The following is a 26,608-nucleotide window of genomic DNA, read 5'->3' as shown; positions in this document are numbered from 1 at the left end:
CAATCTCTTCCGGCGTGAGCTGCGCGCCGCCGTTGCCCCAGACGAATGCTTTCGAAATTGCCATCTATCAAGCTCCGAAGCTGAACATGCCGAACGGCGCGGAAAGCAGACCGAACAAGCCACCCATCGCCGACTGAGACTTCGCAACGTCTGCCTTGTATTTGTCGGAGACCAAGCCGCTATAATCGACCCCGGCCACATTCGACTGCGGCGTATTGACGAACTGCGGCTGCTGAACCTGCGAGCCGCTGAGAAGGCCGATAATCTCGTTGAGCGGCTGGTTTCGCTCTGTCAGCGCCTCGTTCACCGCCTGTTGGCGGCCAGTGAGCGCCAGATTGTTATAGGCGTCGTTTTTGCCCTCATTGAAGGTGTTGAACGCCGAGTTCCAAGCCTGCGAACCTTCTATGACACCCTGGTTGGCGAGGCGCTGGCGCAGCGCTTCCTCATCCTGCGCGAATTTCGGATCGAGCCGCTTCGACCCGAGCTCCATGAGGCGCGCTTCCGTCGCCTCATTGCTGAGATCGACCGGCTTGCCGAGATAGTCCTTCAGGAAAGCCGACTGGTCGTTCGCAATGGTGCCGAGATTGAGGCTCGCCGAGTCTGTCTGCGCCTTGATCGCTTGCTGCTGGGGCGAGAGTGTCGTCGTCGCCGTGTACTTCGGGATCGTGACCGTCTTGCCAGTGGAATCGACGAAGGAATTGCTGCCACTGGACGTATATTTCAGGGAGCCGTCAGGGCCGATCTGATCGACCATGTTCGTGAGCTGCTGCGCCTGGGCGGTATCGACGTTCATGCCGGCCTGCGCGGCAGCGGTCTTTGCGGGATCAGGAGCCTTGGGAGAGCTGACCATCAAAACTTCCAATCGTCTTTGAGAATGCCGACGAGAAATGCATCCCGCCCCCGGCCGAAATGATTGCGCAGAAGCCCCTCGATCTCGCCGCCGAGCTTTTCAGCGATCCGAACGATGCGGGCTTGTTCAGTGAGGACGGTCATTCGCTCGCAGCCGAGCTGACGGAACACATACTCGCCGACGTCAGCCAGAAAGCCGCGGCTGAACCCCCGCCCCGCGACAGTCACATGCAGGTCGGCGCCTTCGAAGACGTTGAACACGACGCCGCCGATGACCTCACCGTCCTTTTCGAGACCCATGGCCGTATACGGCGCCACGAACTGCCGCCCGACCAATCCTGAGACCATGCGGGCAACTCGCTCATCGGTAACCAGTCTCATCGAGCGATGTCCGACTCTTCGTATGTGATATCGATACGCACGATCTCGCTATCGAGCGGGACCGCGGCACCACTCGTGATGCGAAGAGCTGCCGAAATTGCACTGCCCTGGCCTGACGCGTTGTCCCATTCCTGCTGGATTTCCTTGAACCTGCCCGCACCCCAGACAGCCTGGCCCCAGATTGCGGCTCCCCATTCATTTGAAGCGGGGATGGCCGGCGCCGCGGGCACGGCCGGGAAATCGAGGATGTAGTCGCTCTGGACCGTGATCTGGGCGTCAACCTCGATCGCCGTCCGCAAGACTGCCCGCGCCATTCTCACCGTTTTAACGGTGAGAGGATTGCCGAAATCCTCGCAGAGCGGCGCATAGGTAAACGTGTATGGCACGCCCTGGTCGAAGCCGCCGGTAAAGCCTTCGATGATCTTCCCGTTCTTCGAACCGAAGAAGAGCCGACCGTTGAACACCTCCAGGCAATTCCCATCCCAGGCAGTCCAGTTTGACCAGGCGGCCGTTCGGGTATTGACGACGTACATTTGCGCCGTCGCGCCGGAAAGCGTCGGCAGGCAGACGATAGCGATCTGCTTTTCCGGCCAGATTTCACAGTGCCAGGCGCCTGAGCTTCGTTCTGCTACCGTCGAGTTCCAGGCTGCCTCGATGTTGAACGAGATTGCGGAAGCTGACAGGGCTGCGTAATCGCGCTGCATCGCCTGCGACAGCGGCACCAGTCCAATCGAGGTCGATATGACGAGATCGCCGCCGGCACGAAAGAATGCCTTCGCGCCAAGCGGCTTGCCGATGCGATAAACACCGACCTTTGTCCAATCGTTCGCATCGCCAGGATTTGACCCAGAGAATACAGCGACCTCGCCTTCGGTCGTGACGAAAGCAATGTATTCATTTGGGCCATCGCCGGATTCGATAGACCAGCCGGAACCGAATAGAAGCGACCCACCGCGGCTGAACACGCCCGCCAGTGGAAGACGTACCAGCTCTCCACCCATCACGTTGACCGGCAGATACCAGGCGTCCATCGTCTCCTTCTGGATGAAGAACAATCGGCTCTTGTAGGCCCAGACGCGCGACATCTGGTTTGCAGTCACCGTCACGCCCACTGCGAAGGTCAGCGCCGGAGAGGACGAGAAATTCGCTCCGTCAAAGACAAACGGCGTATCCATACCGTTGACGCCTCGCAGGAAGGCGGCGCCATCCGCGTTGACGAACTGCACCACACTCCAATCGCCGCCGGTTTGCCCAGTCAGCTTGTTGGTCGGCACCGCGGTGATATCCGCAATCTCATTCTCGTTCGCCGAAAACAGGGACTGCAGATTTCCGCTCTTGTAGGAAAACAGCGATAGGACCGGCTTTGTGGTGGTCGGCATCGTCGCGAACACATCGCTGCCGCGGCGTACCTCGCCACCGATCGCAGTCGGAAGAATGTTCTCGTACACCCAGGCTCCCTGGGGAGCGTCGGGGTTCGGCGCGGCGATATTTTCGTTTGCGATCCAGCCGGCAACAGCGACCGGCCAGCTTTTCGTCTTTACCTTGCGCGGCTTGACCTTTGCAGCGGGCTTTCTCATGGCGCGATAATCGTCCCGGGAAACGCGAGATCGGCGCCATAAGGGACGCGGCCCGCGCCGACGGCCAGAATACGCTTGCCTTTGTCGGCGCCGCCGATCTGAGCAAGCGCGCGTTCGTAGTTTGCCATGGATTCGGAATATTCGAGGCCGTTCTGCTCGCGGTATCGCCAGATCAGCGAAAGCGTCAGCAGGCGCTCATCGAGTTTGAACGTATCCGTGTCGGCGTCGATCACCGCTTTGCCGGTACCGTTGGCGGCCTTCACGATCTCATTGGTGATGAAGTAATATTTCGCCTTCTCGCTCGGTCCCATCGGCGGGTAGATCTGCATCTTGTTTTCGAGCACGATCCAGTAGCCAGGCGTCCCGGCGCTCAGGTAGGTCTGCAGATCGATCCAGTGATCCCGATCGCGGGCAGGCCTGTATCCGCTCTGCTGCCAGGTTGCGGAATGGATATTGCCCTTGACCGGCATCCGGTCAAACCCGGCCGGGAAATCGAATGCCGTCGCAACGCCGTCCCCCTGGTGTTCGGCAAGGACCATAAGCGCCTGCCAGTCGAACGCTTTCGCGATATCGACGGCAGCCTCCTGCACCAGATCCGAGATCTGCAGCTCAAACTTCTTCGTCGAGCTGAAAATCGAGGTCGGCTTCCGGCCTACAAGGCGGATTGCTGCCTTCTGGCAGGCGCTCAGTATGGTCATGGATCAGCCCTTGGACTTTGCGGCCGCGATCTTGTCGTTCAATTCCTTGGCCTTCTCGGCAAGGGTGTCCTTGCCCCAACGGCCATCGATCTCGAATTCAGGATCGGTATCCTGGATCCAGAGCGCGATATCTTCGGCTTCCCAGTCGTTGAAGGGATTGTCCGGATCTGCAGCGCTGGTGCCGCCGTCTCCGTCATCGCTGGTGGACTGAGGCTTTTCCTTCTCGGGCGCTGCTGCCTTGCCCTTGCCCTTCTTCGGAGCCGTGCCGGCGCCCTCGCCCAGCACTTTCTCAAGTGCTTCAAGACGCTTCTTGAGGTCCGCATTTTCGGCGGCGAGTTCGGCCGCACCAGTGTTCTTGACGGCATTGTCGAGATAGAATTGCGCCTGAGACTTCAGGTCGCGACCGCCCATGCCGAGCATGTGCAGATTGTTGCCGTCAAGCGCTGCAAGAGATTCCGCGGTGTAGATATTCAGCGCCTTCAGTTCGAGGCGTTTCGCCTGGGTGAGGAACGGCAGTTCTTCAAGCGGCGTGCCATGCGCAGCCTGGGCCTCACCGGCTTTGAATTTCTTGTACTGCTCGTTGTACTTCTGGGCATAGGTCAGCCGGACACGCTCGCCGGTGGCCGGATCTTCGCCCCATTCGCACTGTTCGTGCGCCGGGAAAACGCCGACTGTCATCTTGTTGCCCGAGAAGCGGATTTCGCAGACTTCCTGGTCCTTGAAGACCGGGCGGCCTTTCGCCTTGCTTTCGGCTTCGTCCGGAGAGCTGAGCAGCTTGAACACCGGATACGTCAGGGATGAATTGTTCTCGCTCATCGTCGAGACTCCTGTCTGAGAGGTTGCAACGAAAAAGGCGGAGCCGAAGCCCCGCCGTTTTCAGTTCGATTTCGGAAGCGATTACGCCGCGAGGGCGTCATCCACCCACGGGCGGCTGATTTCGAATTCAGCAAGGCCGGCAGAGGGCGTGCCGATTGCGGAAGCACCCTTGGCATTCTTGACGCGGTCACCGGCAATGACGGCGTCGTCAACCGAACCGGCCGTGGCCGTGGCGTAGACGTTGGCGTTGTCGAGGAAGCCGGCGAGAACCTTGCCGATCGCCTTGCCCTGGATCTGATACCAGCCGTAGAGACCGGCAACGACCGGCGCCATGGCAACCGCTACCGGACCGATGGCATCGGGGCCGAGCAGCGTCGTGGTGAAGTCGTCGGCATTGTAGACCACCCACGAGCCGACCGCGGTGTTTGCCACGCCCTGCAGGTAGATGAACTCGCCAGTGCCGTAGACCGGATCCAGCGCGCGGATGATGTCGCCGAGCCACGGGCCCGGAGTGGAGCGACCCGCGGCCGACGAGGCCGGGAGCGCAGCGGCGATCGGGGGGAACCCGAGATGAGGAGTATGGGGAACAAAAGCCATATCAGGGTTCTCCTTATGCGGCCGGGTTGGAGTCGAAGAGCTTCCACTGGAACAGCGGGTTCGTCATGGTGAGCTCGCCCATGAAGCCGATGTACTGAACAACGGCGTCCTGGTTGATCGGCATCATCGCGCGGCCGATCTTGTTGAAATTGCGCTCCGGATGGTAGCGAACGCGCAGGTTGGTCGTGTCGAGACCGTAGGTCGTGTTCGCCGGCATGTTCGAGCCGATGCCACCTTCCTGGACGATTTCAGCCTGGCGGCCGGCGCCGAAATATTTCAGCGTCTGGAAGCCGAGCTTGCCAAGGTTGGTCTCGTCATTGATGCGCTGGATTGCGACCGTGGCCGCGTCGTAGGCCGCATAGTGCTCGGGAGACATCAGCAGGAGATCTGCTGCGTTCCTGTTGCGAGAGCGCTGCGTCATGATGCGGTTGAGCATCGGACGGACGGTGGTTGGGGTGACCTGCGTGCCGATGTCCGGTGCAAAGGAGTTCGCGTCGAACGCCGAAGTGCGGAAGATCGGGTTGGCGCCACGGTCAATACCGGCGTAGGTACCGGAGTTGACAACCGTCGGCACTGCGAGCTGCAGTCCGCCCAGCTCCTTGCCGCCGAAGCGCGTACCGTTGCCATGCAGCGACAGATCGACTTCGTCCTCAAGTTCAGCTTCAGCAGCCGTGATGTGCGATTCCATCACGTCCATGAGCTGATTTTCACCCTCGTTGTTGAGGATTTCCTCGTTGCTCAGCGTGACGGCGACGGCGCACATCTTCGGCGTCCATTCACCATCGTTGAACAGTTCTGCCGGTACAGGGTTCAGGAAGTCGAAGCCGTTGTACCAGACGGCAGAGCCGGTCTTGGCGTACAGGAAGCGTTCGCGGATCTTCGGACCGCTATAGGTCTTCCAGTTGCCCTTGCGCCGCAGGACGGCGAGAAGAGCTTTCGAGTTGGAGACGAGATCCTGGTACCCCGAAGAACGATCTTCGAGCGCCAGAGACAAAATCTCCTGGTTCTTTTCAACTGCAGTAAGGGCCATTCGCCCCTCCTTTTAAGAAATGGTCAGCCTGCTTGAGCGAACGCGCGCTTCAGGGCTGCCGAGACTGTTGGGGAGGGCTCGCGGTCCGCCAGGTCTGAGCCAGCGTTCGGAGCACCAGTGATTGATTTCTCGCCCTTGCGGGTTTGAGCCGCGAGAGCTTCGGCGTTGGCGTCTGAGGCCTTTGCTGCGACGGCGTCTGAGGCCGGTGCGGGTTTGGTAATCTGAGCGTTCGGATCGGGATTGAGCCGATCGGCGAGCGCGTAGGCTTCTTTCAGGCGATCCATGGGCGGCAGATCGGGACTGATCTTGTCGCTCTTCAGGAAGAAGGCGACGTCGCCCATCAGATCGTAGAAACGGGAATATTCGGGCTGGCTGGCGAAGGCTTCGATCTCCTTCGACACAGATGCGTGCTGCTGCTGTTGGAAGCCGTTGCTGACGCCGGAAACCTGCTCCTTGAGGCTTGCGATTTCGCGCTTCAAGTCGCTGATCGTGCCTTCCTGCTGAACCTGAACTTCTTCCGGTTTCATGCCGGCGATCTTGGCTGCCACCTCGCGGGCATTCAGCCCGAAGTGGTCACAGATTTGATGGAAACCTTCGGCGGGATTGCGAGCAAATGCCTGCTCGATCGCCACGACCTTCTGCAGGGAGGCGCGCAGATCATGACCGTTCGACTTGGCAACCTCGTCGAACTCGCGAAGGTTCTCATAGCGGTCATGGCTGGCCTTGTACTTGGTGATCCCCTCTTCCATCTCGCGATGAACGCGGTGGACTGCCGCCTGTACGGATTCCGGAACCTTGTCCCAGTCGGTCGTTGCCGCGGTATCCGACGAAAATCGCTTGGGAGCCTCGTAGCGCGGCTTCTGAACCTGCTGCTGGTTGCTCTGGTCAGCCTTGTTCGTCTGCTGCTGAGCGTCTGCCTGGGCATCCTTTGCCTTGTACTGGCCGCGCTCGTCGCGATTGTCGTTCTTCTCCGTCTTGCCGGTATCAGACTGCTTATCCGCGGCTTTCGTATCGGCAGTCTTGCTATCGGCCTGTTTCGTGTCCGCCTGCTGCGGTGCGCTCTTGACGGCCTTGGTGTCCGTCTTTTCCTGCTCGGCAACCTTCTCACGAGCCTTCGCCAGCGCTTCGCGAGCCGACGGCTTTTCCCTCGGTTGCTCTTCCTGCTTCGGCGCCTGCTGCGATTCTGTGCTGATCGGCTTGGGGGTCTGAACGACCTGATCGGAAGACGCAGCAGAGGTGTCAGCGGCAGCGGGTGCTGCGCCGGTATCAATATCCGACATGGTGATTTTTCCTGTCTGAGAGGGTGCTTACTGTTGGGTCACGCGTTCGCCGCGGTTGAACCGGGCGGTTGCCTTGGCAAGCGAGTCCCGGATTGCTTTCCGGTCTGGCTTGGCTTTCTTCTTCGGCCGCAATCGAGCTGGGTCATTGCCCACTTCAACAACGCCGGCGGCTTTGTAGGTCGAGCGCAGCGCTGACTTGCTGGTGTACATCCGGCCATCCAGCATCGACTGAACCGGCTCCATCGTGTCAGCGATCACGTTTGGAACCGGCAAAGTGTCTGAGGCACCTTGCGGAGGGAGCGAATAGCACTCGATCGGCCATTCATCGACATCATGCCACTTCCGGCATTGGCGGCAAAGGCGTTCGGTCATTCGGACGCTCCTTGGCTGGCCTTCTGCTCGTTGAGACGCGACTGCTGCTCGAAAGCAGCGCTGGACTGCTCCGCACTTCGGTTTGCTGAATCTGCAGCTATCTCCGCTTTCTGGTGATCAGCGAAGATCTGCCCGCCAAGCTTTTGAAGCTCCAGTTTCTTCTTCTCGACGTCGAGCGAGCCAAGCTCCATATCCTGGGCGTGCTTTTCAGCACTGCGCTGGCTTTCGAGTTGGATCGCCTTGACCCTTTCGTTCGCCTCGACAGTGCGCATTTTCGCGTCATGGTCGGCGAGCGCTCCCTTGATCTGGCTATCGCGCTGAAAAGTGTCCTGCTTGATCTTCGCGTCCATCGCCCTCGCCTGCAGGTCAGCTTGCGCAGTCTTCTGGGCGGCGTCGCCCTCGGGGTTAAGCTTGGGCTGCGAGGCAATCTGCTTCATCTGCTCGGCAAACTCATCGATAACCGTATCGAGCTGACGCCCGGCGCGGAACTGGCTCGCCACGTACTTCAGGGTTTCAGCCATCAGCGGCGCGATCTGCGGCACCTGCTGAACGGCCGGCACTGCCTGCTGAAGGATGCCGCCAACCGCAGTAGTGAACTCGGTTGCGCGCTTCTTCTGCGCATTCTCATCCGGCGTGATCGTCGAGTCCGTCTCAATGTCGAGCGTGAACGGACGAACGCGCTGATCGCGTAGAAAATCCATGACCTTCTCGATGGTCACCGTTTCGTTCAGCTCGTTGATCTGGCTTGTCAGCTGGTCGATCTGGCCTTGCGCCTGCTGAAGGATCTGCTGGGCAATCTCCGGCTTCGCCTTGGCCTGCGCCTGGATCTCCGGATCTGACTGAGCTTCCTTGATCTGGGCGTGAATGCCCTTCACCTGCTTTTCGAGCTCGGCAATCTGCTTCTTGATCTCGGCGTCCTCAGGCAATTCCATCTGCGACCATTCGAGCAGAGTTTCCTTCTGGAAGTTCTCCGACATGATCTCGCACACGATGCGTGTCAGATCGCGCGCGACGCGGACCATTTCGTCCTGCCGATCGCGGACACGAACCGCACCGTATTGGCTCTTCATCTCCTGGGCGCCAAGGGTTTCGTTCGCGTCGGTCGAGCCGCGCATAATGTCGCTCAGGCCGGTGATTTCGTAGACATCCTGGATCAGCTGCCGGCGCAGGTTGACCAGCTGGACGATGACCTGGCCAATGATCTCGATCGGCAGCCAGATGATCGGCTCCCCCGTACCAAGATCACCAAAGGCAGCCCAGTTCGCTACGGGAACGAGGATCTGGCGATTGTCGAGCGACTTGATTGCCGCCTCGATCGCCTCGCCGACATCGCTTGCACCGGCCGGGTAGAAGCCCTTGACCTTTACTGCCTCCGTCAGTGACGAGATGCGAGCCGTGAGCTCGTTGATTTCCTCGATCTGGTCCTTGTACTGGACGTAATCGGGCACCGGAATTAGGCTGTTGCGTTCTGTCGTGCCGTAAGCAGGCTTTGGGCACGGGAAGAAGCCTTCAAGCTCCAGATGCGGTTCGTCATTGTCGAGCAGGACATCGACGCCTTCGGTGCCCAGACGACCACATTCGCCGACTTGATCCACAGTTCCCAGACTGCAGCCTTCTGCTTGCTGTCCGTCGTGTTGCCGTTGTCGTCCTTCTGGACGGCAAATGCTGCATTCTTGTAGGCGTCCTTTGACGTTGGCCCGAAACGCTTGCGCATCTCGCCCTTGGTCATCCACGAGCACTTGCCGACCCAATCGACCTCACGCCACGACCTGGCCGGATCGTGGGCAAAGTCTTTCCGGTTCACATGCTCAAGGCAGAACTTCTCCTGCAGTTTGTCCTTGGCCTTCTTCGCCTGGTAGCGAACCCAGGGGACGCCGCGGGACAAGATGGCGAGGTCATCGCGCAAGCCTTTCATCACGCCGTCGATGTCCTCCTTTTCGAAGCCGACGGTCGCGCACCGCTCAAGAAGCTCTGACGCGACGCGGGGGATCGGCTTCCGGTCACCACGAAAGCGAGGAATGACAACCGGCACCGGCGGCCGGGAATAGATGCTGGGCGCCAGCACCTGAATGTTCGCCCAGAATATCGAGAACTCACGATCACGCGCGGCATTCGCCAACCGCTCAAGGTCGGCATACTTCTTGTCGATGTTGTCTGCCCGATCGCCCCAGTCACGAAAGCCGGCCTTCTTGTAGTCGGCGATCAGCTTGAGGTATGGACCAGACTTCTTGAGCGGCTTCTTCGGGTCAAACTCACCCGCTTCGGCTGCCTCGATCTCGTCGGTGTCGTCGGTCATACAAGATTCCTTGGCGCATGCTTGAGGCGCGGGCCGATGGCGATTTTCGAGTAGTGAAGCTCAAGCCGATCGGCGAGCCACTGGCGATTTGCAAATCCGTGCTTGAAGCAAACACGACGGATCATGGGTTCGACGTCTGGCGGATACGCGCGAGGCAGTCCTTTGACCACCATCGAGCGTGGCATCGCGAAAGCGAAGGTCCGAGAGAACTTGATGAGATCGACACCTTTAGCTCCCATCACACAGCAATCCTCGTTTTGCCCTGGGCGCTCGGTGGCGGCGGCAATGGCATGCCTCGCTTTGCCTTCTGGGGCGCATCCTCAACGATGGCTTTGACCCATGGTCGCGACATGCAGGCGTATCGCACCTCGTCGGCGGCGTGATCTTCCATGTCTGAATTCAGATCTTCCGGCCTGTTCTCATCGTGCTGAAGCGCCGGAATAGTCCGGATCGCGTGGACACACGTCTCGAAGAAGTACAGCATCGGCCGGCCGTCCTCGTCACCGTCAAGTCGCGACCGCATCTGGTCCCAGCCGCCCATTGCGCCGCGGGCCGTGACACGCTTGTTGTCAGCCGGCCGGAACGTGCTGCCGTTTTTGCCGTTCGTACCATCCCGCATGCGCTCGGCGATCGACGGGCCGCCATCTTGGGCAAATGCCGCCGGGTCAAGCACGCCATACGTGATCTTGTCAGCACCGTCCCTCAGACGCACCTGAGCGCCGACATTCTCGGCGGTCATCTTCAGGCCCTGATTGGGCACATACCGCCCCTCGGCATCGGCTTTAATGCCGTACCACTCCCGATATCGGATCAGCGCGCCTCGCGGGATAAGCATGCCAGGCGCGGCGATGTACGGCTCTGTCGCCACTGCATACCAACCGAAAGAGAAAGGCTTTGCCGATCCCCAGTCCCCTGCCCTGAACCGCAGCCAATCCTTCGGGATCTGGAACGGCTTGAGGACATGACGATCATTGCGGAAATTGTCGAAGAACGCGCCGTCGATGATATCCCAGTCGCCGTAGCGCATCGCGCGGACCAGGCTTTCGGACCCAAGCCCGTGCAATCGTGCGTCATAGCCCGGGTCATTCGCCGCCATGCTCGGATTGTCTTCGAGGAGCGCCGGGATGTACTGCCTCAGCATGCCGCCTTCGGACTTCGCCGCGAAATACGTCTGCATCGGCCGGACGCCATCGATGAACGTCGTCTTGACGAACTGGTGACCGATACCGCCAGGGTTCGCGCCGCAGATGATGCGCGGGAACCTCTTGCGGTATTTCTCCGGCAACGTGATCCCGACCATACGAACGCGGTTTCGAAGGAAGCGGTAGATCTTGTCCGTGAAGTGCGTCAGCTCGTCGATCAGCAGGACGTGGATTTCGGCGCCCTGGTATTTGAAGCGGTCCTTCTCGTCCTTGCAGTGGCAGAGGTAAATCTTGCTTCCATTCCAGAAGCGGATCTCGTCCTCGACGATGGTGCAGAAACCGCACTCAGCCCAGCCGGCCAGCATCGCGCGGAAGCCGTTCGGACCCTCGACGTGGTTTTTGACCAGGTCTTCGCGAATTCGCCGGAACAGGTAGACCTGCAGCCCGGGTATCAGCGAACACCAGACTACAGCAGCAATGCGCATCAGGTGGCTCTTGCCACCCCCTGCGGCACCGCCATAGAGGATTTCCGTCGCTCGGCTTTCGAACGCTGCCATCTGCTTAGGATGAAGGTCGAAATTGAGCTGGGCGTCAGTCTGACTTGCCATTGATGGAAATCTGAGGAACGAGCGCCAGCTTGCCGTCTACGTTCAGGTCGAGCTTGTCGCCGTACTTCTTCGGCTGCAGCTTCGAAGCCATCCACTGACGCGTCTTGATGCGAAGATCGGAACGGCGAAGCGCCTCTCCGTTCTCCTGCCAGCCGATATTGTCACCGTCGGCGTTGCGCTTCTCCATCCAGTCGTTTCGGCCGTCATCGGCGATATCGATCATGTCGTCGAAGAGAGCATCGGCCTGGGCTTCGCGGGCGAGCGCGTACTTGGTCCGAAAATTCGCGTGTTCGTCAGCTGCCAGCCAATCGAACACTGTCGATTTCGAGGGCATGCTTTCATCCCGGCAAATCGATCGAAGGCTTTCACCATCTGCAATGCGTGAGCAGATGGCAGCCGCGATCTCCTGCGTGAAACCGGTCGGTCTACCCATTAATTACTGCCTCTGCCGGTCTGAGCGGCTGCCGGGCGCTTTAGGAAAGCGCACATATTTGGATGGTAACTCTCAGCGCCCGCAGATTAATGGAGCGCTTTTTGACAAACGAAATTTCTGGAGCACCGACAGCGTCGTCGGAAATCGCCCAAAATCGGCTGCAGTGGTTCAGCTTGGGGCTGTCGCTTTTCTCCCTTGCCGCATCATGCCTGACCATCGCCGGTCTCCTTCAGACCGCTGCATTCGCCTGGATTGTGCTGATGATGTCAGTGGTGGGGCTCGCTGGCGCCTACGTGTTTCTCAGAGATCAACTGCGATGGCGCATCGCGACTTGCATATTCGCATTTGTCTTGTTCGTGCTGTTACTGATGATGGCTATGGACGGCTTGGCGTCCGTTGGTTTTCAGACTTTCTGCGTCCAGCAATAATCAGAACCCTCTGAGCCAATGAACCGTAATGAGGGGAAATGGAGGGCGAGAGCGGTCTGACGTAAGATAAAGGCATCGGCTCGAATTGGTCCCGACGCTCGCGACCTAAGATTCGCTCTCGACTCCAATGAGAATCCTCGGCAAGTATTGTTAAGTATCTGTGGGGGATTAAATGAGGTTAAGGTGGTGGCACGTCAAACAGGCGTGTTTTTGGTTCGGACGAAATGCAGAAGCGATAGCAGCGATTGTCGCCATCATCCTTGGCGTAATCTCCATACGGCAGGGAGTCCAAGCCGTTGAGTTCGCCAACGAGGGTATCCGGCTAGCTGCCGAGGGCACAAAGCTGGCCGAGCGAAGTCTATCGGTATCGATATCCGCCCTTGAGACCGAAACCAAGTTTTCCGCTATCGCAAACTCGCCAAGTCTTAACATCAACCTGATGGGCGCGAGCCTCAGCGGCGACAAGAAGAGGTACTTTGGAATATCAAACTTCGGCCTAGGGCCTGCTGTGATTTATCAGATGGATGTTCGCAGCCCGGAGGGGTCGATCACCGTCAAACAAGGGGGGGCGTGGTCCAAGGATATCGAAGCCTTCGAAAGCTTCTTCAACAAGAGAGGCGCGGCAATCGATCCCGAAAAATTAGCTTCGGTCCCCTTCTTCTATCAATCCCCTATTCGCCTGCTGGGGAAGGATCAGAACCTCGTCGTTTTTGATTTCAATGGAGACTGGCCGAGCGATGACCGTGAAGGGTTCTTCACCTTTGCTCGCCCCGTGGAAATTCGCGTCTGCTACACCGACCTGGTCGGTTACATGTCCGGCGAAGCTACCACCGACTTGCAAACCCCCTTCCCCTCGTGCCCGGAACCGCCGGTGACTCTCACCGTGAACGTTCATAGATCAAGCTAGAAGGCACGAGTACGAAAATTTTGGCACATTTCTGCTAACGTGCGGATTGCAATTATCCGCGTGGACCGGCGACTAAGAGCGCACTGAACATCCACAAATCAGTGCGCTCACATTACCAAACGGTTATGCTATTTCAAGTCCCGCTGTTCATCTGAACGAGCTTATCCATCGTTTCATGGATGAATCTCGCGGTAGCTGGCGACGTGACGCCACGTGACAGCATGGATCTGAGGCCGTGGTACTGAAGATTTCGCGAGCGGATTTCATGTGATGCTCGCCGACGCCGTTGCTGCGGCGAGAGAGACTTTTCCGCCTCCTCCTGTCGAAGAATCAGGGCCTTGGCCTCGATAAAGGCCTGCTGCTGCTCCCACTCCTCCCACCTGAGGCGGTCGATCGTCGCAAGTGGAAATTCGAACGGCTCGGGCTCTCGCTCGGCAGAAAGCCTTGCCTTCATCACCTTGCCGACGCCGTCAACTGCCTCGACCTCTTGGAAGCTGCGAGCGCTCAGATCCACAAACAGATAACCCACGAACGTAGGGAAACGCTTTTCGATCCAGCGCTTGCTGCGGTGATGACGGACCATCACCCGATATGACGGCATGAAGAAATCAAAGCCTTCACCCTTCAGATTTCGCTCCACGACGCTGGCGGCGGTCTGGCGACCCATCACCAAATCTGCCGACGGCGCGCGCTGAGCATTCGGTGCTGTGCGGACAGCGAACCACTTGCCATTCGGTAGCGTGTAGTCGCCTGGCTCGCCCTCTCCCGACCGGAGGGACAGCAATTCGCGCTCCTGCCTCAAGGCAGACTGCCGGCGCTCCCGTTCGATCGCATTCCAGTCGCCGATAATTTTTTGATGCATGGTCACGCAGCGTCCTTCCTTTTCAGTAAAACATCGTTCCAGTCGTCGCCGACCGTTTCGGGTATCTCGACGCGGACGCTCGGGCCGCCCGCCTTGACTGATAACCTGTGAGCAAGAGACAGCGCGGCGGCTTGGCCGCCATATTTCGGATCATTGTCGCCGAAGACGATCACCTCCCTGACGCTTTCCGGCGCCTGCCAGTTTTCAAGAATCCGCGAGTTCAGCGCGGACCAAACAGGCACGCGGAAAATCGAAGATGCGGCCAGAGCTGTCTCGATCCCTTCGGCAATGCCAAGAACAGCCCCTACCTTTGTGAAGAGCTGCACCGCGGAACCTGGCGGGATTGCCCCGACCATCAGCTTGCGAACCTGGTCCACGTCAGCCTTGCGACCGTCCGCCGCAAGATAGGTCCGATGGATATTCACCGGGTCACCAGCGAAAGATCGAACAACGGCGATCATTCCAGGGTGATAGGTTTTTGCCCTGTCCTCCGACAGGTGTTCCATGCGAGGAACGGTCCGAAGCGAACGAGGAAAGCTTTTGAAGGCGAGCCCGCGAGATGCAAGGTATCGCCCGACGATGTCGCCAGGTTCGATCGGCGCTGACGCCTGCCATATCGCGGTTTTTTGCTTTAGAGCCCAATCGCCATTGTCCCGGCGCTCCACCGGCCGGATGTCGCCGACAATGCGTTCGACTTCCTTTGCCGCGGTTTGGAAATCCCATCCCTTGATCTGCATCAGAAGATCGATCGGGCTCTTCTTCCCACATTGGCCGCACAGAAACGAACCAGAGCTATCCTTGTCAGTAAAGCGGAACCGGTCCTTTCCGCCGCACCACGGGCAAGGGTGATGCTTGCGCGCATTGAGCAAGGGCGCGTCAACGCCAAGCGCGGCCAAGATACCAGGCCACCGGCCTGCCGCGCGCTGGTGAACGGACTGGCGGCTATCCTGCATGACGCGCCGCCTCCTGCTTCTCAGCCTTCTGGACTTTCTTCACCCACGCGATTTGTTTGCTCTTCAACCAGCTGAGCGTCTTCGTCGATGGTGGTTGAGGGACCACGTCATCCATACCGCGCGGCCAGACATCGAACCGGGATTTGTAATTCGCGGTGATCCATCTCGCGTTCTTGTTGCGCGTCTTCGCCACCCAGAGCAGTTCGGCGTAAAACCCTCGCTTGTCGTCAATCGTCACTTTAGCCTGCTTGCCGCCTAGCTGCAGCAGCTCGCCTTGAACGGTCGCGACGTCCTGCGCGAATTGAGGCTCAAAACCACATGATGAGCATTTTCGAACACCTGCCGGCTTGAGGCGCGAGCACTTGGGGCACTCCTTCGGCAACGGCGGTGCACGCTCAGGCCGCGAACTGGACAAGCTTTGGCGTTCCTTGCCGTCGTCTAGATGGGCATGGTGAATATCGGTCACGAAACCAAGCTTCAGTGTCGTGTCGGAATGATCGAGAACAAGGCAATCCGCCTTTCCTGCCGCAAGGCGCAAGCCTCGTCCGATAATCTGCACGTAGAGCATTTCGGACTTTGTCGGCCGCGCCAGAATGATGCAACGAACATCCCAATCGACGCCGGTGGTCAGAACGCCGACGTTGACGACAACGCGGACTGTTCCCTCCTCAAATGCCTTACGAATCCGATCCCGCTCGCCACGGTCGCTGTTGCCATCGACATAGGCGCAGGAAACACCAGCCTTTTCGAAATCTCGTTCAAGGCTGCGGGCATGGGCTCGGTTGACGGCGAAGCACAATGTCGGACGGTTCTCGCCGAGCTTGATCCATGTCGATACCACGTCTGCCGTCAGGGTCGGCTTGTCCATGGCTTCGGCAAGCTGGCCCTCGTGGTAGTCGCCAGCCACTGTCTTCACGCCAGTCAGATCAGGATGGCTCGGCGCGTAGACCTTGAACGGCGACAGGTATTCCGAGCGGATGAGCTGCTGTGTCGTCGCGGCGATGATCAGATCATTGTAGTACTTCCCCAGCCCGCGCGACCAAGGCGTTGCGCTCAAGCCGATGAACGGCAGCCTCGGCTCCGCGGCCATCCACTGCATGACGATCTTGTGCATCACGTGGGCCTCGTCGATGATGACGAGGTCAGTTTCAGGAAGCTTGCGGCGGCGCAGCGTTTGAATGCTGGCAACCTGCACCGGCTGCGAATAGTCCGTCAGCGGGTGCTGCGCTTGGATGACGCCGACGGCGGTGATCCCCTCCTTGCCGAGCGCAACGACCGTCTGGTCAATCAGCTCGATCGCAGGGACCGTGAAGACAACACGCCTGCCTTTTGCCAGCGCCCTGGTGATGATCTCAGCTGCGGTCTTCGTCTTGCCGGCGCCTGTCGCCATCATCAGCATCGGGCGGCGGCGTCCGGCGGCCATGGCTTTCCAGACGAGATCGATGGCGGCGCTCTGGTAATCGCGAAGCTCGATCATACCGCACCCCGCTTGAACGGTACGACGTTCGATGGCGGGGCATCAGGCAGCCAGTCGTCAATGCCCTCTGCAGGGGGTATTGCTGCCTCACACGTATACGTACCCTCTTGTAGGTAGAGAGAGGAGTCTCTCCCATGAAAGGGATATACTGTGTTAACTGTGTTACTATCCCCGGAAGGAGCTTCCGGTTGCAACGGAAGGAGCTTCCGGTTGGAACTCGATTTGCAACCGGAAGAATTTTCCAGTTGCAAAAGATGCCTGGCGGCTACGATGTCAGCCTTCGTGAGGTCGAATGTCTTATCAACGGAGAGCGTGATCGCATCCGTCGAACGACCTGAAAATCCGTTACTCCGAGCCCGGCGCGATATTGCGCCCAAACGATCCAGGAGGGTTAGCGCTCCCCTGACTGTTCGGTCCGTCACGCCGATCTCTCTAGCGATATCCGCCTGAGAACTGCGGCACTCCACAGTTCCTCTATCGGCCAAGAACGCGACTGCCTTGATTACCGAGCGTAGGGTCTGATCGGCAAAGTTTTGCGCCGACGCCCATTTCATTGCCTCCTTGCTCATTGGACGGCCTCCTCGCAAACGGCTTCGAACGTTGCCGCGAGTTTCGCCAAGTGCGCGCACATGGCAGCGCGTTTGGCCGGCGGGCAAAGCCGGAGGAACTCTTGTGCCGTGAGATCCCCCAGAGCGTAGAGCGCCGCGCGCACCTCTTCGTAGGTGGGCATCTTCCTTTCTGGCGGCTTTTCGGAACGTTCAGGAACTTTTGTCGATGACGGCAAACTATCAGTCCGTCTCTGCTGCGCGAGGTCGCGCCTGACCTTCTGTATCTGGTCATTCGGAGGCATATTTTTGAGGGTATCAAGATAGACGCCGGTATCGAGCTTTGTTCCTGAGATGAGGTTCAGAGCTTCGGGAATAACTTTGCCGCCGCGCTCGGCGTCACGCCGGACGACCCTTTCCGACTGGCCTGTGGCACTGGCTGTCTGTGCGGTGAATCGAGGCTGATCATCGGGAAGAAAATCACCTTCGTCGGAGGAGTGGCCAAGTTGGCCACTCCTCTCGTGCTGGTTTGTCCCATGCCGCGTGTGTGGATAAATTTCCTCGTAAGCTTCTTTTCGACGAGCTGTAAAAATTGCTCTTTCTGACGGCGAAAGGTTAGGACCACAAAGGTTCTCATCGCACTCGGCAATGACTGCTTCGGGCGCCGTCATGTCAACGACGTTTGCCGGGACTTCCATGTATCCTGCTGCCCGGCATGCTTCGAGGCGGTTGCCGCCGGCAATGAGCTTATAGGACTGGTCACCGGTGTGAATTACCGTAATCGGATTGAGTAGACCGACCAGGAGAATGCTTGCTTTCAGGGATGCGACCTGTTCCGGTGATGGCGACCGGATACGCCCGCTTGTGTCAATCTGATCGAGTGGAATTGGCGTTATGACGTCCATTACTATCTCCGCGCGCGGCGGCACGCCGGTAGTCAGCGGCGGCCTGCTCAAGAACTCTGAGGTGATGTTTTTGAGTTTCAATCTCGTGGTCAGGGCGCTTCTTGGCCCCGGTTGAGAAAGTCGCGATCCAGTCGGACTTTGAGATTATGAGGCCGTCTAGGCCTTCAGTCATCTCGGTATGCGTTAGTCGCGGCGTGTTAACGCTGCCACTCGGGTTCATGCAGGCGACCGCTCAGGCTGATATCCGGCATCCGCCATCCACTTCATCATCACCAAAGGCAACGGCTTGCCCTCTGGCCAATTGTCGGCGCACCATCTCATGACCTCGTCAAAGGTCCGCACCGTGAACGTGCCCTTTGCGTCGTGCAGACGGGCGAAGAAGTTAGGGTCATTTTTTACCCGCTTCGAGACAGTAGAGATCGCGCAGCCGCGCGCCTTCGCAAAGGCGGCCGCGGTTTCAAGAAGAGTGTTGCGAAGTTCTTTTTCCATAGTAGCGTTAACTATATGGATTAATCAGGCTTTAGCAAGCCAAAAGTATGGTTATATCAGACTTGGAATTTTTCAACAAAAATGGATACTGCCATACATGAGAAACATTTTAGCAGAACGCATCCAAGAACGACTGAAGGCCATGGGGATCAACGCAACCAATGCCGCGTTGAACTCAGGGTTAGGAAAGACGGCCGTACGGGATATCATTGCTGGTAAATCCAAGAGCCCGACAGTAGCCACTCTTGCGGCGCTGGCTGGTACTCTTGAGTGCACGGTTTCTTACCTCCTCGGAGACGCGATCCATCCTGCGGGATTTCGCGAAACCGATGCTCAAATCAAAAACGTGAGAATTGTCCCGGTAATGGCCAACTTAAGCTCGGGCAATTTTAGCAAGACGGTCTCGTCTATCGTAGAGACATTCGGTCGGGGGATTGCGTATGACAGCCGCGACTTCGGGCCGAGTGACCTGCTTCTAAGTCGAGCGGGGGATGACAGCATGGAAGCCGTAGGCATCATGAAAGGCGACGTCGTCACGTCCGTTACCCGCACAATCGACGCGCCCCTGAGAAACGGCGATATAGTGACAGTCGTTCGCTACATCGACCCTCCTGGGATAAAGGAAGAGTCCTTACGGCAAGTCCAGATCAACAAGGATGGCACGACATCGCTCTGCACTCGGCCGATTGACGGCGAAGGCGATGAAATAATCCTCGACCGGCAGATAAAACCCGGATCCGAAACACAGCGATGGCTCACGGCCGAAGGCCACGGGATCATGATTACCGGCATCGTAACCCGCCTTGTGAGGGACTTTCCGGAAAATGGATAAATCCATCACTGCCTCTTGACGATGGATATATCCACAAACTAATATGCCTTCACAGTTGGAGGCTAATATGGATACAACCGCTTCAGACGACCGCAATCCTGCGATCATCATTGTAATTGCCCGACATCGTACGACGGTCGGCGCCGACGAAGCGGTGTTCAGCAACACCGGCGAGCCTATTGGAGGCGCCGATGACGCCGCTTGAGATCGCGAAGTTCCTCCTCGACGAGGCGGCGAAGATCACCGGCCGCAAGGGTACGAAGGACGACACTGTCAACGCCATTGCAAAGGTCGTGGCGAAAGAGTTCCCGACGACGGAACGGGCGACCATCGAGCAAGCTTTGAGGCTCGCAAACGACATCATCGGCAAAGACAGCCTTTACAAGCTGCGCAAGATCGAGGCTGTCAACGTTACCGGACTCGACATTTCATCCCCGGCCAACGGGGAGCCGATATGCGAGCGCGTCAATCCGGCAGCGCTCTATGTCGATCCTGCTTATCAGCGGCAGATCGGCGCGCGCGGACTGAGGCAGATCCGGCAGATTATCGAAGATTGGAATTGGAACCGCTTCAAGCCGCCGATCTGCGCGTATGCGGAGGACGAGGCAGGCGTCACGGTCCTGAAGGTTCTCGACGGTCAGCACACGGCGATAGCAGCGGCCAGTCATCCGGAAATTGATTTCATCCCGATCATGATCGTTGAGGCGGCCGCGACGTCTCTGCAGGCGGAAGCCTTCGTCGGCCAGAACACGCAGCGCCTGCAGGTCACTGCCCTTCAACTCCATCAGTCGGCGTTGGTTGCCCGCGATCTGGACGCCATGAAGATCGACATGCTCTGCCAGCAGGCCGGCGTGACAATCATGCGCCAACCGCGCGCCAACGGCAGCTATCAGCCTGGCGAGACGATTTCGATCAACGCCGTCAACTCGCTTGTCGGTCGCCGCGGTAACGAGAAATCGCGAGAAATTCTTGAGGTGCTGGCAAAGGCGAAGTTTGCGCCGATCTTGAAGGATCAGATCCGCGCAGTCGAAGAACTGATGACGAAAGAGGAATTTTGTGCGGTCCTGAAACCTGCTGATATTGCGGCAGGAATAACCGGCGCATGGCTTAACGATATCGACGAGGCTAAACAGATATCTCTGGCGAACAAGTGGCCACTGTGGAAGGCTCTGGCAATCACATGGTTCCGCAAGACGAAAAAGGGCCGACCGACCCAAGTGAGGGCGGCGTGACAACCTATTTTTCAACCTCCTCTTCGGTGCTGCTCGTCAGGGCTTTATCAAGGTGCTCGGCAATCTTCAGGCCGATCTCAGTCTTGTTGTCCATTTCATGCAGGGCGGATCTGAGAAGCATATTCAGGAACTCGGAAGGTGAAAAGCCAGCCCGTTCCGCACGCTCGGTAAGCATTTCGCTGATCTCGTCAGACAGAGTAACGCTGTGGTGCGCAAGCAGCTCCCCCTGCAGATCCAAGAGGGCCCGGATGATGTATGCGTGCGGATGCATACGCAGCGAGAACTCAAGGCGAGAGACGATCTCGGCATTCATGGAGCGATTGTTCTCGTCGGCAACGGTCTTCAAGCTAGCTCGAAGCCCCTCAGGCAGCCGCAATAGAAATTTGTCGAGTTCTTCACTGGGAGGTTTCGGTGCTTTCGTCATGTTTATCTCCATACTATCAACTCGATATACAATAAATGATATCATCTCGATATGATGAGTTGACAGGCGATGATATCGAGTTGATATTAACCTTACCGGAGAGATAACGTATGAAAGACGAAGCTAAATTGCTCTGCCGGTTTCCGCAGGAAATCAAGCGCTTCTTGGAGCGCCAGGCAGAAAAGTACGCAAGCTCAATGAACAGCGAAGTCGTTCGCTGCATCCGAGAGCAGATGGAAAAATCGGAAGGCCCGGCTACGGCCGGAAAGTAGGAGAGCAGGACGGGGAATGTAAGTTTGGCGACTCTTTCCCCGCCCCTGCTGAACATCAACAAGCAAAAGGATTTGCCTGATGAGCGATCACAGGACTAGCAAAACTGCGCCTGAAAGTATAGGCGAACTTTCGAAGAACATCATCGCGAAGCTCGCGCCGAAGCATCCTTATTCGCTGACGGCCGCCATCCTCCGCTATCGGGGTGTCTGGAACACGTACCTCGCTGATTGCTTGGAAGCTGAGCAGCGCGGAGAGAACAGCGACTTGCCTCATTCGAACGAGGCATCTGATGTCCTTGCAAATTGGGATCGTCCCGCCGAGGATCTCGTCGAAGCCCTTATGGCTGTCGAATTCGCGATCGAGGATTACGAAACAGGCGAGCACCCTCGCATCCCCGCAATGTTGAACGCCGCCAAAGGCTGGCTTTCTGCGGAACAGAAGCGGAGGGAATTCTAATGAAGACCGATCTCGAAAACTACGAGGCTAACAATTGTCTCACCGCTTTGATGTTGGAGGCCGGTGAAATCATCCGCGAGCATCCGGATCTCGGGATCGGCCGCATCGCCGTGAACGAGTATGGTCTTCACACCTTTCACATCGGCGCGGACGCCAAGAGCGAAAAGCTCAAAAATGGGCCTGACGCCCTTCTAAGTGCCGTAACCATGGTGCAGAGTTTTCCAGCTGTAGAAGCGATCGTCGGCGACGGCTTCGCCGCCATCTTTGATGCCCTGACGGCGTCGATTGAGACGATAAGCGGCATAATCAGCCAGCCGCGCTGCAACAGCGGGGAAAACCTTTCGGCCGCGGGCGAATATCTTGAGAAGATCGAAGATTTTCTTTTGTTCGAGCGGCGCCGGATCATGAAAGCGGCAGCTGCCGCGACCAATACAGAGCGCGACGATGGCGACCATGTCCGGTTGAAAGCAGTCCTTCAATTCAAAGCAGTGGACGCCGACCTCACCTACGATCAGGCCGTCAATATGATTGCGGCCTACGATCAAGTGGAGGCGCGGTCATGAAGTCTGCACCAGATTTCCACCCTTCCGATATCTTCTACCGGCTGAACGACCTCGAACGGCTAATGCAGGCGATCCATGACATCTTGCACGATATGGACTACGCCCGCCAGGACGGAAGCCGTATCGACGAACTGGATACCGTCGCCAGCCTTCACCGTATCGCGCACCGTGATGCTGCGGAGATCCGCGATATGGCCTCCATCTTCGATGGCCCAGTTAGCTGGCAGTCGGACAGTTGCGCCAACCCCGAGCTGCAGCGCCGTATCTATACCTTCAAGTCTGCTCGTGCGGCATACCAGGTGCGTGAAGAAGCCGACACCGACACAGCGGGCACATCACCTGAGTGGGACGCCTACGAAGTTGCCGAAGACGCATTGTTGTCTTTCCCCTGCAAGTCCATGGCGGACGTCGCCCTGAAAGCCGACCTCATCATCTCTGACAACGGCCTAAGCGACACCATACGCAACTGCTTTAAGATAGAGGGTGACGGCAAAAAGTGGCGCCTCGAACCCTTTCTTCGATCGATGAAGGGAGAAGCGCCGTGAGCAAGTTTCAGCGTCTTTCCCCCGAACACATCGTCAACAGCCTTGACCCGCTCGATATGGAAATCGAGCCGGGGTTCAAGGTGCGGCAGCTCTGCACGCCAGCGGAATGCAACCGCGCTATGGTGAAGGTCGAGAACGACATGAGCGCGATCGGCACGCAAATTGCCCGCGCCGAAGCCAACCCTCTGTCTGTCCCGGCTGGCTGGCGCTCCAAAGCGCAGAACGCAATGCGCTGGAAGAAGCGGATCATTAGGGCAATCCGCGAGCACGCGATCAATCTCGCCAAAGAGAACGGTGACGGCAGAGAACACCGTCGCCAGTACATCCTGAAGGTCATCGAGGACGAGCTCGGCGGCGAGGCGATGGACAGGTTCGTCTCGATCGCCCGCAAGCGGCACCCAGAGGCATTTGGGACTGTGGATAACGGGGAGAAGTAGGCCATGGAGACCGAAAGCCCCCTCATCGCCTTCGTGAAGGCGCTCGCGCGGCGTCAGGCGCGGCTTGACGCCGCCCTTCCTCCACCCGCTAATCAAAACCTTCAAGACAAAGAGCCTACGAGGAAGCCGTAATGCGTGCCGCGATTTATGCCCGATATTCGTCTGATCTGCAGAACGACAGATCGGTCGAGGATCAAATCCGGCTTTGCCGCGAGCACGCCGCCAGGATCGGCGCCACGGTCGTTGGCGAGTTCTACGACCGGGCCAAGTCGGGCGCATCGATGTTCGGCCGCCCAGGCTTGGCGGACCTGATGCTGGCGGCAGAGCGGAGCGAGTTCGAAATCCTTCTCTCCGAATCCCCTGACCGCATTTCACGCGATATCGCCGACCTCGCCCATGTCCACAAGACGCTCAAGTTCCGCGAAATCACCATCCACTGCGTCAACGGCGGTCAGATCGACACCGTTCAGGTCGGCATGTTCGGGGTGATCGGCCAGATGCAGCGCGAGGAAGGTGCAAAAAAGACAAAGCGCGGAATGGTCGGCGTGATCCGATCCGGTCGCAGCGCTGGCGGCAAGGCCTACGGCTACAGGCCGATCACCGGAAAGCCGGGCGAATTAGAAATCGTGGAAGCTGAGGCTGAAGCTGTTCGGCGGATCTTCACGATGTACGAAGCCGGCGTCTCGCCGCGGACAATCGCCCGCTCGCTGAATGAGGACGGCATTGAGGCACCGCGAGGCAAGCAATGGAATGCCTCGACGCTCAATGGGAGCGGCCAGCGAGGCAATGGCCTCTTGCGCAATCCCGTCTATGTCGGAAAGCTGATCTGGAACCGGGTGCGAATGGTGAAAGACCCATCCACCGGCCGCCGTATCTCACGCGTGAACGACGCGTCCGAATATGAGACCATCGACGCCCCTCACCTGCGCATCGTATCTGATGAACTGTTTGCAGCTGTTCAGGCTCGAAAAGAGGACAGGACAAAGCTGGGGCCGAAAGGGCCGCGCTCGAAGCGCATCCTGTCAGGGCTGTTGCGCTGTGGCGCGTGCGGCGGGGGAATGGCTATTGTAGGCTTCGACCGGAGCGGAAAGCGCATTCAGTGCAGCAAGCACAGGGAAAGCGGTGCATGCGTCAACAGCCGTCGCTATTACCTCGAACGCATCGAAGCACTTGTCCTCAGCCGCCTGCAGTCGCAGTTCGCGGACACCAGCATCATCGAGGCCTATGTCTCTGCCTACCAGGAAGAGCAGAAGCGCATTCGATCGACAGCGTTGCGCGATCGGGCAAGCGCGTCTCGACTGCTCGAAGAGGCGGTCTCCGAGATTAACCGGATCGCCAGGTTGTGCGCGAACGGCTTTATCTCGGAGGAAGAGCTGCCAGGAATGCTCGCGCCGCTTCGAGCTCAGCGCGATCGGCAAAAGGAAATTCTAGAATCGGTGGACGAACCGCCGAACGTGATCGAGCTTCAGCCAAAGGCAGTGCGCCGGTTCAGGGAAAACATCGAGAGCCTGGCGCAGATCGTGTCGGAGAAGGGAGGAGAGCCGTCGCCGGAGCTTGTCGCACCGTTCCGGCAGCTCGTAGCGGCCGTGATTATCGAGTCTACCCCAGTGGGAGAGGCTTATAACGTGCGATTGAAGGGCTATTTGTCCAGCCTGATCAATTCAGATCTGTCGGTTATAAAAGTGGTAGCGGGGGGCGGAATTGAACCGCCGACCTCAGGGTTATGAATCCTGCGCTCTCACCAACTGAGCTACCCAGCCACACCATCCAGACAAGCCCTTCACAAAGCGGCAGCCCGTCGGATGAGCGGGTTATTAAGAGCGTCTCGGCTTTGTGTCAAGCACGTGAAGGAGAAAAAGGGAGCGCTGCAGCATGGCTTTTCCCAACAATTTCACGCAGCCACCGGCTGGCTCAGAAGCGCTTTCAGCGAGGCTTCCGCTGCAGGCTCACGTTCCGAGCGTTCGATGAAGCCGCCGCCGAAAACGCGGGCGTCGTCGCCCGGCGCCGAATAGAGCGCACAGGCCTGGCCCGGCGCGATACCGGCTTCGCCGACGGTCAGATCGACATAGATGCCCGATGCGTCGGCGCGCAGCACCGCCGGTTCCGGCACACGGGTGGAGCGGACCTTGGCATAGCAGGCGAAGCCTTCACCGGCAGCAGCCTGCAGCAGCGGTTCGTCGCCCAGCCAGTTGACGTCGCGCAGATAGACGCGGTGGGTTTCCAGCGCTTCCTTGGGGCCGACGATGACGCGGCGCGAGCGCGCGTCGAGATAGACGACATAGAGCGGGTCGCCAGTGGCGACGCCGATGCCGCGGCGCTGGCCGATCGTATAATGCAGGATACCGTCATGACGGCCGAGCACGCGGCCGTCGAGATGAACGATCTCGCCCGCCAGTGCCGCATTTGGCTTCAGCTTGTTGATGACATCAGAATACTTGCCCTGTGGCACGAAACAGATGTCCTGGCTATCGGCCTTCTTGGCGACGACGAGGCCCATCTCTTCGGCGAGCTTGCGCGTTTCCGACTTCGGCAGGCCGCCCAGCGGAAAGCGCAGATAATCGATCTGCTCCTGCGTCGTCGCGAACAGGAAGTAGCTCTGGTCGCGATCGGCATCGGCTGGGCGATAGAGGGCCCGGCGTCCCGGCGCGCCGCTTGCAGGATTGGGTCGCGAACGGATGTAATGGCCGGTGGCCAAGGCATCGGCCCCGAGCTCCTTGGCGGTTTCCAGCAAATCGGCGAACTTGACGGTCTGGTTGCAGGACACGCAGGGGATCGGCGTTTCACCGGCCACATAGCTTTCCATGAACGGGTTGATCACCGTATCGCGAAAGCGCTTTTCATAATCGAGCACGTAATGGGGAATGCCGAGCGTCTCGCAGACGCGGCGCGCATCGTCGATATCCTGACCGGCGCAGCAAGAACCGGCACGGTGAACGGCAGCGCCGTGATCGTAAAGCTGCAGGGTGATGCCGAGAACGTCATAGCCCTGGCGTTTCAGAATCCCGGCCACGACGGAGCTGTCGACGCCGCCCGACATGGCAACGACGACGCGGGTGTCTTCCGGCTTCTTGTCAAAATCCAGTGTATTCACGTCCGACTGCCAAATTCTGCGCGAGTTCCGCGATTGATGCGACCGGCATGCTTTGCGCTGCAAATACGGCCGGTTTCAATGCCTCCGGCGGGCTCGTCCGCCGGGCTTTC

Annotated in this window: 32 protein-coding genes and 1 tRNA gene; 12 read left to right on the top strand and 21 right to left on the bottom strand. The window is 58.6% G+C overall.

Annotated features, from left to right (window positions below):
- Window positions 1–67 precede the first annotated feature (67 nt).
- From AC1DV9_RS21785 to AC1DV9_RS21725, 13 genes are all read right to left on the bottom strand, one after another.
- Window positions 68–850 (bottom strand): tail fiber domain-containing protein, encoded by a 783-nt coding sequence (locus AC1DV9_RS21785; RefSeq protein WP_477950002.1) that lies wholly within the window; start codon window positions 848–850, stop codon window positions 68–70.
- A complete protein-coding gene (locus AC1DV9_RS21780; protein ID WP_477950001.1) occupies window positions 850–1,230 on the bottom strand; it encodes a GNAT family N-acetyltransferase in 381 nt (126 codons plus the stop codon). The genes AC1DV9_RS21785 and AC1DV9_RS21780 overlap by 1 nt, the downstream gene beginning before the upstream one ends.
- A complete protein-coding gene (locus AC1DV9_RS21775) occupies window positions 1,227–2,807 on the bottom strand; it encodes a hypothetical protein (protein ID WP_477950000.1) in 1,581 nt (526 codons plus the stop codon). The genes AC1DV9_RS21780 and AC1DV9_RS21775 overlap by 4 nt, the downstream gene beginning before the upstream one ends.
- Entirely contained in the window at window positions 2,804–3,505 is a 702-nt protein-coding gene (locus AC1DV9_RS21770) for a phage adaptor protein (protein WP_477949999.1), read from the bottom strand. The genes AC1DV9_RS21775 and AC1DV9_RS21770 overlap by 4 nt, the downstream gene beginning before the upstream one ends.
- A 3-nt stretch (window positions 3,506–3,508) precedes the next feature.
- Complete coding sequence (locus AC1DV9_RS21765; protein ID WP_477949998.1) at window positions 3,509–4,321, bottom strand: hypothetical protein; 813 nt, start codon at window positions 4,319–4,321, stop codon at window positions 3,509–3,511.
- 81 nt (window positions 4,322–4,402) lie between these two features.
- Window positions 4,403–4,918, bottom strand: a complete 516-nt coding sequence (locus AC1DV9_RS21760) for a hypothetical protein (protein WP_477949997.1) — start codon at window positions 4,916–4,918, stop codon at window positions 4,403–4,405.
- A 13-nt stretch (window positions 4,919–4,931) separates the two neighbouring features.
- Window positions 4,932–5,948, bottom strand: coding sequence for a phage major capsid protein (locus AC1DV9_RS21755; protein ID WP_477949996.1), 1,017 nt, complete (start codon window positions 5,946–5,948; stop codon window positions 4,932–4,934).
- Window positions 5,949–5,971: 23 nt separating this feature from the next.
- Window positions 5,972–7,228 carry a hypothetical protein gene (locus tag AC1DV9_RS21750; protein ID WP_477949995.1) on the bottom strand — a complete coding sequence of 419 codons (1,257 nt, stop codon included), beginning with the start codon at window positions 7,226–7,228 and terminating at the stop codon, window positions 5,972–5,974.
- 27 nt (window positions 7,229–7,255) lie between these two features.
- On the bottom strand, window positions 7,256–7,600 hold the full coding sequence (locus tag AC1DV9_RS21745) for a hypothetical protein (protein ID WP_477949994.1): 345 nt from the start codon (window positions 7,598–7,600) through the stop codon (window positions 7,256–7,258).
- Window positions 7,597–9,195: a hypothetical protein gene (locus tag AC1DV9_RS21740; protein ID WP_477949993.1), complete on the bottom strand. Its 1,599-nt coding sequence runs from the start codon at window positions 9,193–9,195 to the stop codon at window positions 7,597–7,599. The genes AC1DV9_RS21745 and AC1DV9_RS21740 overlap by 4 nt, the downstream gene beginning before the upstream one ends.
- 697 nt (window positions 9,196–9,892) lie before the next feature.
- Window positions 9,893–10,135 (bottom strand): hypothetical protein, encoded by a 243-nt coding sequence (locus AC1DV9_RS21735; protein WP_477949992.1) that lies wholly within the window; start codon window positions 10,133–10,135, stop codon window positions 9,893–9,895.
- A complete protein-coding gene (locus tag AC1DV9_RS21730) occupies window positions 10,135–11,523 on the bottom strand; it encodes a terminase (RefSeq protein WP_477949991.1) in 1,389 nt (462 codons plus the stop codon). Before AC1DV9_RS21730 ends, AC1DV9_RS21735 begins: the two co-directional genes overlap by 1 nt.
- A 106-nt stretch (window positions 11,524–11,629) precedes the next feature.
- Window positions 11,630–12,079, bottom strand: coding sequence for a terminase small subunit-like protein (locus AC1DV9_RS21725; protein ID WP_477949990.1), 450 nt, complete (start codon window positions 12,077–12,079; stop codon window positions 11,630–11,632).
- 101 nt (window positions 12,080–12,180) lie between these two features.
- Here AC1DV9_RS21725 and AC1DV9_RS21720 point away from each other — a divergent pair, with 101 nt between their 5' ends.
- Both AC1DV9_RS21720 and AC1DV9_RS21715 read left to right on the top strand, forming a co-directional pair.
- Entirely contained in the window at window positions 12,181–12,507 is a 327-nt protein-coding gene (locus AC1DV9_RS21720; protein ID WP_477949989.1) for a hypothetical protein, read from the top strand.
- 172 nt (window positions 12,508–12,679) lie between these two features.
- Window positions 12,680–13,414 (top strand): hypothetical protein, encoded by a 735-nt coding sequence (locus AC1DV9_RS21715; protein WP_477949988.1) that lies wholly within the window; start codon window positions 12,680–12,682, stop codon window positions 13,412–13,414.
- A 133-nt stretch (window positions 13,415–13,547) separates the two neighbouring features.
- Here AC1DV9_RS21715 and AC1DV9_RS21710 read toward each other — a convergent pair whose 3' ends face one another.
- The 4 genes from AC1DV9_RS21710 to AC1DV9_RS21695 all read right to left on the bottom strand — a co-directional run bounded on the left by AC1DV9_RS21710 (window position 13,548) and on the right by AC1DV9_RS21695 (window position 18,156).
- Complete coding sequence (locus AC1DV9_RS21710) at window positions 13,548–14,276, bottom strand: transcription termination/antitermination NusG family protein (RefSeq protein WP_477950042.1); 729 nt, start codon at window positions 14,274–14,276, stop codon at window positions 13,548–13,550.
- Window positions 14,277–14,278: 2 nt separating this feature from the next.
- Complete coding sequence (locus tag AC1DV9_RS21705; protein WP_477949987.1) at window positions 14,279–15,229, bottom strand: DUF7146 domain-containing protein; 951 nt, start codon at window positions 15,227–15,229, stop codon at window positions 14,279–14,281.
- Window positions 15,219–16,706 (bottom strand): DEAD/DEAH box helicase, encoded by a 1,488-nt coding sequence (locus tag AC1DV9_RS21700; protein WP_477949986.1) that lies wholly within the window; start codon window positions 16,704–16,706, stop codon window positions 15,219–15,221. The genes AC1DV9_RS21705 and AC1DV9_RS21700 overlap by 11 nt, the downstream gene beginning before the upstream one ends.
- A gap of 565 nt (window positions 16,707–17,271) precedes the next feature.
- Window positions 17,272–18,156: a ParB/RepB/Spo0J family partition protein gene (locus tag AC1DV9_RS21695; RefSeq protein WP_477949985.1), complete on the bottom strand. Its 885-nt coding sequence runs from the start codon at window positions 18,154–18,156 to the stop codon at window positions 17,272–17,274.
- On the opposite strand from AC1DV9_RS21695, the gene AC1DV9_RS21690 reads away from it, so the two are divergent.
- Window positions 18,146–18,271, top strand: coding sequence for a hypothetical protein (locus AC1DV9_RS21690; protein ID WP_477949984.1), 126 nt, complete (start codon window positions 18,146–18,148; stop codon window positions 18,269–18,271). The genes AC1DV9_RS21695 and AC1DV9_RS21690 overlap by 11 nt on opposite strands.
- A gap of 101 nt (window positions 18,272–18,372) precedes the next feature.
- Here the strand turns inward: AC1DV9_RS21690 and AC1DV9_RS21685 are convergent, their stop codons facing one another.
- The gene (locus AC1DV9_RS21685; protein ID WP_477949983.1) at window positions 18,373–18,645 is read right to left on the bottom strand and encodes a hypothetical protein; all 273 of its coding nucleotides are present in this window, start codon (window positions 18,643–18,645) and stop codon (window positions 18,373–18,375) included.
- Window positions 18,646–18,742: 97 nt separating this feature from the next.
- On the opposite strand from AC1DV9_RS21685, the gene AC1DV9_RS21680 reads away from it, so the two are divergent.
- From AC1DV9_RS21680 to AC1DV9_RS21670, 3 genes are all read left to right on the top strand, one after another.
- Entirely contained in the window at window positions 18,743–19,477 is a 735-nt protein-coding gene (locus tag AC1DV9_RS21680; RefSeq protein WP_477949982.1) for a helix-turn-helix domain-containing protein, read from the top strand.
- Between the two features lie 67 nt (window positions 19,478–19,544).
- Window positions 19,545–19,682 (top strand): hypothetical protein, encoded by a 138-nt coding sequence (locus AC1DV9_RS21675; RefSeq protein ID WP_477949981.1) that lies wholly within the window; start codon window positions 19,545–19,547, stop codon window positions 19,680–19,682.
- On the top strand, window positions 19,669–20,709 hold the full coding sequence (locus AC1DV9_RS21670) for a hypothetical protein (protein WP_477949980.1): 1,041 nt from the start codon (window positions 19,669–19,671) through the stop codon (window positions 20,707–20,709). Before AC1DV9_RS21675 ends, AC1DV9_RS21670 begins: the two co-directional genes overlap by 14 nt.
- A gap of 4 nt (window positions 20,710–20,713) precedes the next feature.
- Here AC1DV9_RS21670 and AC1DV9_RS21665 read toward each other — a convergent pair whose 3' ends face one another.
- Window positions 20,714–21,133 carry an Arc family DNA-binding protein gene (locus AC1DV9_RS21665; RefSeq protein ID WP_477949979.1) on the bottom strand — a complete coding sequence of 140 codons (420 nt, stop codon included), beginning with the start codon at window positions 21,131–21,133 and terminating at the stop codon, window positions 20,714–20,716.
- A gap of 110 nt (window positions 21,134–21,243) precedes the next feature.
- Here AC1DV9_RS21665 and AC1DV9_RS21660 point away from each other — a divergent pair, with 110 nt between their 5' ends.
- The 6 genes from AC1DV9_RS21660 (at window position 21,244) to AC1DV9_RS21635 (ending at window position 25,134) form a co-directional block, all read left to right on the top strand.
- Window positions 21,244–21,405, top strand: coding sequence for an Arc family DNA-binding protein (locus AC1DV9_RS21660; protein WP_477949978.1), 162 nt, complete (start codon window positions 21,244–21,246; stop codon window positions 21,403–21,405).
- A 79-nt stretch (window positions 21,406–21,484) separates the two neighbouring features.
- Window positions 21,485–21,862 (top strand): hypothetical protein, encoded by a 378-nt coding sequence (locus tag AC1DV9_RS21655; protein WP_477949977.1) that lies wholly within the window; start codon window positions 21,485–21,487, stop codon window positions 21,860–21,862.
- The gene (locus AC1DV9_RS21650; RefSeq protein ID WP_477949976.1) at window positions 21,862–22,425 is read left to right on the top strand and encodes a hypothetical protein; all 564 of its coding nucleotides are present in this window, start codon (window positions 21,862–21,864) and stop codon (window positions 22,423–22,425) included. Before AC1DV9_RS21655 ends, AC1DV9_RS21650 begins: the two co-directional genes overlap by 1 nt.
- Window positions 22,422–22,970, top strand: a complete 549-nt coding sequence (locus AC1DV9_RS21645; RefSeq protein WP_477949975.1) for a hypothetical protein — start codon at window positions 22,422–22,424, stop codon at window positions 22,968–22,970. Before AC1DV9_RS21650 ends, AC1DV9_RS21645 begins: the two co-directional genes overlap by 4 nt.
- Complete coding sequence (locus AC1DV9_RS21640) at window positions 22,967–23,407, top strand: hypothetical protein (RefSeq protein ID WP_477949974.1); 441 nt, start codon at window positions 22,967–22,969, stop codon at window positions 23,405–23,407. The genes AC1DV9_RS21645 and AC1DV9_RS21640 overlap by 4 nt, the downstream gene beginning before the upstream one ends.
- 131 nt (window positions 23,408–23,538) lie before the next feature.
- Window positions 23,539–25,134: a recombinase family protein gene (locus tag AC1DV9_RS21635; RefSeq protein ID WP_477950041.1), complete on the top strand. Its 1,596-nt coding sequence runs from the start codon at window positions 23,539–23,541 to the stop codon at window positions 25,132–25,134.
- Here AC1DV9_RS21635 and AC1DV9_RS21630 read toward each other — a convergent pair.
- Both AC1DV9_RS21630 and mnmA read right to left on the bottom strand, forming a co-directional pair.
- Window positions 25,091–25,167 (bottom strand) — tRNA-Met (locus AC1DV9_RS21630). The two genes, AC1DV9_RS21635 and AC1DV9_RS21630, sit on opposite strands and share 44 nt — an antisense overlap.
- Window positions 25,168–25,298: 131 nt before the next feature.
- On the bottom strand, window positions 25,299–26,498 hold the full coding sequence (gene mnmA, locus AC1DV9_RS21625; protein ID WP_112385415.1) for a tRNA 2-thiouridine(34) synthase MnmA: 1,200 nt from the start codon (window positions 26,496–26,498) through the stop codon (window positions 25,299–25,301).
- Window positions 26,499–26,608 lie beyond the last annotated feature (110 nt).

It is taken from the genome of Rhizobium sp. 01L410, from assembly GCF_056400165.1.
The sequence above is the reverse complement of the archived record's forward strand: the minus strand, read 5'-3'. Positions and strand labels throughout refer to the sequence as shown.